The organism is Magnetospirillum sp. WYHS-4 (genome assembly GCA_039908345.1).
GTDB lineage: Bacteria > Pseudomonadota > Alphaproteobacteria > Rhodospirillales > GLO-3 > JAMOBD01.
Genome location: JAMOBD010000110.1, coordinates 1 through 4,721, shown reverse-complemented (window position 1 = coordinate 4,721; position 4,721 = coordinate 1). Strand labels below are relative to the sequence as shown.

Below are 4,721 nucleotides of genomic sequence, written 5' to 3'. Positions count from 1 at the left end.
GCGCCGATATAGACGCCCATCGAAAGCACCGAGCCTTCCTCGACCACCACGCCTTCCGCCACTTCGGCACGGGCGCCGATGAAGCAGTTGTCCTCGATGATGACCGGGCCGGCCTGCAGGGGTTCCAGCACGCCGCCGATGCCGGCGCCGCCTGAAATGTGCACGTTCTTGCCGATCTGGGCGCAGGAACCGACCGTCGCCCAAGTATCGACCATGGTCCCAGAGTCCACATGGGCGCCCAGGTTGACGAAGCAGGGCAGCAGCACGGCGCCGGGCGCGATGTAGGCCGACTTGCGCACCACGCAGCCGGGCAGGGCGCGGAAGCCGGCCTGACGGAAACGGGCCTCGTCCCAGCCGGCGAACTTGGGCGGCACCTTGTCGAACCAGGACGAACCGGCCGGCCCGCCCGCGATCATCGCCATGTCGTTGAGCCTAAAGCTCAGCAGCACCGCTTTCTTGCACCACTGGTTGACGGACCACTTGCCGACCGCCTGGCGTTCCGCGACGCGCAGCTTGCCGGAATCCAGCAGGTCCAGGGTGGTGTCGACGGCCTCGCGGACCTCGCCCTTGGTCTGGAAATCGACCTGGTCGCGGCCTTCCCAGGCGGTCTCGACGATCTTCTGCAACTGCGCGGTATCCATGGCTTTCCGGCTCTTTCCCGTGGTTTCGGAACGGCCGGACAATGGCTCCCGCCGGACGAAGAGTCAACAATCGACGATAGGCGGCCGGCTTAACTCTTTCTTTACCCGGACAACCGCAGGATGCCAGACGAGAGTATCCACTTTTCCCGAGCCGAGGAGACCCCGATGGGCCAGGCCAAGCATCCCAAGCAGGCGAAGACGGCGAAGCGCCTTCGCGAGATCGTCATCGACGGTTGCCTCGACGGCGACTTCGCCGGCCGGGCGATCACCGTGCTGGCCGGCGCCTCGGTCACCGGCAGCCTGGGCGCCCGCAGCATCGTGGTGCATGGCACCGTCCACGGCAACATCTCCGCGCCTTCCGTGGTGCTGGGGGAGACGGCGGTGGTCGAGGGCGAGTTGCACTATGGCAAGCTGACGGTGGCCCAAGGCGCCCGCCTGGAGGCCCGCTGCATTCCGGCCTGACCCGAAAGGGCGTTGCTGCACTGCACAATGACGGGATATGATGGGGCGGCGAAAGGAAGCCGCCCATGCCTCTCCGTCATCTCGACAAGCTGTTCCATCCGCAATCGGTCGCCGTCGTCGGCGCCTCGGGCCGCCATGGGTCCTTGGGCGGCTTGGTGCTGCGCAACCTGCTGAAGGGCGGGTTCGTCGGGCCGGTGATGCCGGTCAATCCGCGCCGCCAGTCGGTGGCCGGCATCCTTACCTATCCCGATGTGGCCTCCCTGCCGGTGGTGCCCGACCTGGCGATCGTTTGCACGCCCGCGGCGGAAGTTCCCGGCGTGGTCGAATCCATGGCCAGCCGGGGCGTTCCGGTGGCCGTGGTGGTTTCCGCCGGGCTGGCGCCCGAGGAGAGGTCGCGCATCGTCGACCTGGCGCGGCGCGGCGGTATGCGGCTGCTGGGTGGGGAATCGCTGGGTGTCCTGGTGCCGGCCGCCCGTCTGAACGCCAGTTGCTCCCACCTGCCGGCGCGGCCCGGCCGTATCGCCTTCGTCTCCCAGTCCACGACGCTCTGCACGGCGGTTCTTGACTGGGCCAGGGCCCACGGCATCGGCTTTTCGCATTTCGTTTCCCTGGGCGAATCGGACGATCTCGACTACGGCGACATGCTCGATTATCTGGGCAGCGACCCCGAAACCCGCGCCATCCTGCTGCATATCGAAGCCATCCGCGATCCACGCAGCTTCATGTCGGCGGCCCGCGCCGCCGCCCGCAACAAACCGGTACTGGTGCTGAAGGCGGGACGCTACGAGGGCGGAGTTCCCTCGGAATCCGATGCCATATTCGATGCGGCGGTGCGCCGGGCCGGCATGCTGCGGGTATCCGACCTGGGCGAGTTGTTCGCCGCCGTGCAGACCCTGGCGCGTTTCCGGCCCCTGCCTGGCGAGCGCCTGGCCATCGTCAGCAACGGCAAGGGCTTCGCCGCCATGGCGGTGGACGATCTTCTGGCGGCGGGGGGGCGGCTGGCCGAATTGGAGGAACCGACACGGGCGGCCCTTGATGCCCTGGTGCCGGGCGGCGCCGGAACGGGCAACCCGGTGGACATCGGCGGGGATGCGCCGCCGGAACGCTACCGCAAGGTTCTCGACGTTCTCGGCCGGGCACCGGGAATCGACGCGGTGCTGGTCCTGCATGCCCCCGCTCCCGTCGCCTCCAGCCTGGAAGCCGCCGAGGCGGTCGTCGAGGCGGCCAAGGGCGCCTGGGCGGAGATCTTCACCAGTTGGATCGGCGAGGAGGACGTGGCCCCGGCCCGCCGGCGGCTGGAAGAGGCCGGGATTCCCACCTACCCCCTGCCGAGCCGCGCCCTGGGAGCCTTCATGCATCTGGTCAATTACCGCCGGAACCAGGACCTCTTGATGCAGACGCCCCTGTCGGCCCCCGAGGAGTTCGCCCCCGATGCGGAATCCGCCCGCCAGATGATCCGATCCGCCCAAGCGCGTGGCGAGCGATTGGTCAAGGGCCCGGAAGCGCTGGCCTTGTTGGCGACCTATGGATTCGAGGGGCGTGAGGAATTGACGGAAGGCGCCCACGAGTTGGTTCTCGCCATGCATTGCGACCGGCTGTTCGGTCCGGCCATTTTGTTCGGCCAGGGGGGCGGCGGAGTCGATCTGGTCAAGGACCGGTCCTACGGCCTGCCGCCGCTCAACATGAGCCTGGCCCGCGAGGTCATCGAGCGGACCCACGTCTCCCGGATGCTGGAAGGCGACCGGGATCGTGCCGCGGTGGCCATGGACCGGCTTTGCCTGGCCCTGGTGCAACTGTCGCAGATGATCGTCGACCATCCGGAAATCGCCGCCGTCGAGATCGATCCCCTTCGGGCCGACCAGTCCGGCGTCACCGTTGCCCGGGCCCGTGTCCATTTGACGGCGGGCGGAGGGGCTCCGGTGCGACTTGCCATCCAGCCCTATCCCAGGGAGCTTGAGGAGACCTTCCCGCTGCCCTCGGGGCGCGAGGCGGTGCTGCGTCCCATCCGGCCGGAGGACGAACCGGAACACCATGTCTTCCTGTCGCAACTGACGGCCGAGGACATCCGCTTTCGCTTTTTCGGATCGGTGCGCGGACTGCCCCATTCCCAGATGGCCCGCCTGACCCAGATCGACTACGACCGCGAGATGGCCTTCATCGCCACCGCCCCGAAGCCCGACGGCAAAGGCCGCGAGACCTTGGGCGTGGTGCGCACCGCCACCGATCCCGACAACGAACGCGGCGAATTCGCCATCGTCATCCGCTCCGATCTCAAGGGCCAGGGGCTGGGCCGCAAGCTGCTCGACAAGATGATCCGCTATTGCCGGGACCGGGGCACCCGCCGGTTGGTCGGCCAGATCCTGGCTGATAACGGCCGCATGCTCGACCTCGCGCAAGCCATGGGCTTCCGGCTGGAGCCGCTACCCGGCGAAGAAGTCATCGAGGCGGTGCTGGACCTGTAGGGACGGCGGCGCTGGCTTCCGTTTTCCAGACACGGCGGAATTCGTCCCGGCCCCCGGAAATCCCAATTCCCGGCGTTGACTTCGGTTGGGCAAGCCCGTATACAGCGGGGCTCGTTTTTCCGACGGAGTGGACTCGTGAAACGCACTTATCAACCCAGCAAGCTCGTGCGCAAGCGCCGCCACGGCTTTCGCGCCCGTATGGCGACCGTGGGGGGCCGCAAGGTCCTGTCCAACCGCCGCGCCAAGGGGCGCAAGCGGCTGTCGGCCTAGCCGGCCGTGACCACCGTTCTGGCGCGCCTGAAGCGGCGGGTGGAATTCCTCCGCGTCGCCGATGCCCGCCGGAAGTGGGTGGCTCCCGGCCTGATCCTGCAGGTTCGGCGGCGCGCGTCGGGCGATTTTTGCCCTGGGGGTGAGGCCGCCATCCGTGTCGGCTTCACGGTCAGCCGCAAGGTCGGTAACGCCGTGGTCCGCAACCGGGCCAGGCGGCGTCTCAGGGCGGTCGCCGAAGCGGTTCTTCCCGTTGCCGCCCGGCCAGGGTACGACTTCGTCCTGATCGGCCGCGGGGGTACGATCGGCCGGCCGTTCCCGGAGCTGCTTGAGGATCTGAAAAAGGCCCTCGCCAGGCTGGGGGCCGAGACCGAACCGAGCAAGGGGCTGACCGAGACATGACCAACCTGGCGACCATCCTGGCCAAGGGACTGATCCGGGGCTACCAGCTCCTGATCTCGCCGGTGCTGCCCGGAAGCTGCCGCTACGAGCCCACCTGTTCCCAGTACGGCCTCGAGGCCGTCACCCGCTTCGGCGCCGTCAGGGGCGGCTGGCTGGCGCTGAGGCGTATCGGCCGCTGCCATCCCTGGGGCGGCTGGGGCTACGATCCCGTTCCGCAGAAGGACTGCGACAAGCCCTCCTGCGGTCATCCCGGCCACGCGCACTGAGAGACATTCGGACCATGGGCAACGGCAACAGCAAGAACCTGATTCTGGCGATCCTGCTGTCCTTCCTGATCGTCTTCGGCTACCAGATGTTCTTCGGGCCGCCGGTGCCCCCGGCGCCGGCCCCGCAGCAACCGACAGCCGAAGGCCCGGCACCGGCTGCCATCCCTTCCCCCGGCGCGGTGACGGCCGTTCCCGCCGCGCCGGGGGAAGGGATGGCAGCC

General features: G+C 68.4%; 7 protein-coding genes. 6 read left to right on the top strand and 1 reads right to left on the bottom strand.

What is annotated here, in order from left to right; genetic code table 11:
* On the bottom strand, window positions 1-641 hold a 641-nt coding region (locus tag H7841_17835; protein ID MEO5338723.1), incomplete at its 3' end, for a 2,3,4,5-tetrahydropyridine-2,6-dicarboxylate N-succinyltransferase.
* Window positions 642-806: 165 nt separating this feature from the next.
* Here H7841_17835 and H7841_17830 point away from each other — a divergent pair.
* The 6 genes from H7841_17830 to H7841_17805 all read left to right on the top strand — a co-directional run.
* Window positions 807-1,103, top strand: coding sequence for a polymer-forming cytoskeletal protein (locus tag H7841_17830; protein ID MEO5338722.1), 297 nt, complete (start codon window positions 807-809; stop codon window positions 1,101-1,103).
* Window positions 1,104-1,168: 65 nt separating this feature from the next.
* Window positions 1,169-3,565, top strand: a complete 2,397-nt coding sequence (locus H7841_17825) for a GNAT family N-acetyltransferase (protein MEO5338721.1) — start codon at window positions 1,169-1,171, stop codon at window positions 3,563-3,565.
* Between the two features lie 135 nt (window positions 3,566-3,700).
* Window positions 3,701-3,835, top strand: coding sequence for a 50S ribosomal protein L34 (gene rpmH / locus H7841_17820; protein ID MEO5338720.1), 135 nt, complete (start codon window positions 3,701-3,703; stop codon window positions 3,833-3,835).
* Window positions 3,836-3,841: 6 nt separating this feature from the next.
* Window positions 3,842-4,234: a ribonuclease P protein component gene (gene rnpA / locus H7841_17815; protein ID MEO5338719.1), complete on the top strand. Its 393-nt coding sequence runs from the start codon at window positions 3,842-3,844 to the stop codon at window positions 4,232-4,234.
* Window positions 4,231-4,500 (top strand): membrane protein insertion efficiency factor YidD, encoded by a 270-nt coding sequence (gene yidD, locus H7841_17810; protein MEO5338718.1) that lies wholly within the window; start codon window positions 4,231-4,233, stop codon window positions 4,498-4,500. Before rnpA ends, yidD begins: the two co-directional genes overlap by 4 nt.
* A gap of 14 nt (window positions 4,501-4,514) precedes the next feature.
* A partial coding sequence (locus H7841_17805; GenBank protein ID MEO5338717.1) for a hypothetical protein occupies window positions 4,515-4,721 on the top strand: 207 nt, incomplete at its 3' end.

Bases quoted from the DNA above. Each gene is read 5' to 3' on its own strand.
- yidD (MEO5338718.1), top strand. From the start codon at position 4,231: ATGACCAACCTGGCGACCATCCTGGCCAAGGGACTGATCCGGGGCTAC.
- H7841_17825 (MEO5338721.1), top strand. From the start codon at position 1,169: ATGCCTCTCCGTCATCTCGACAAGCTGTTCCATCCGCAATCGGTCGCC.
- H7841_17830 (MEO5338722.1), top strand. From the start codon at position 807: ATGGGCCAGGCCAAGCATCCCAAGCAGGCGAAGACGGCGAAGCGCCTT.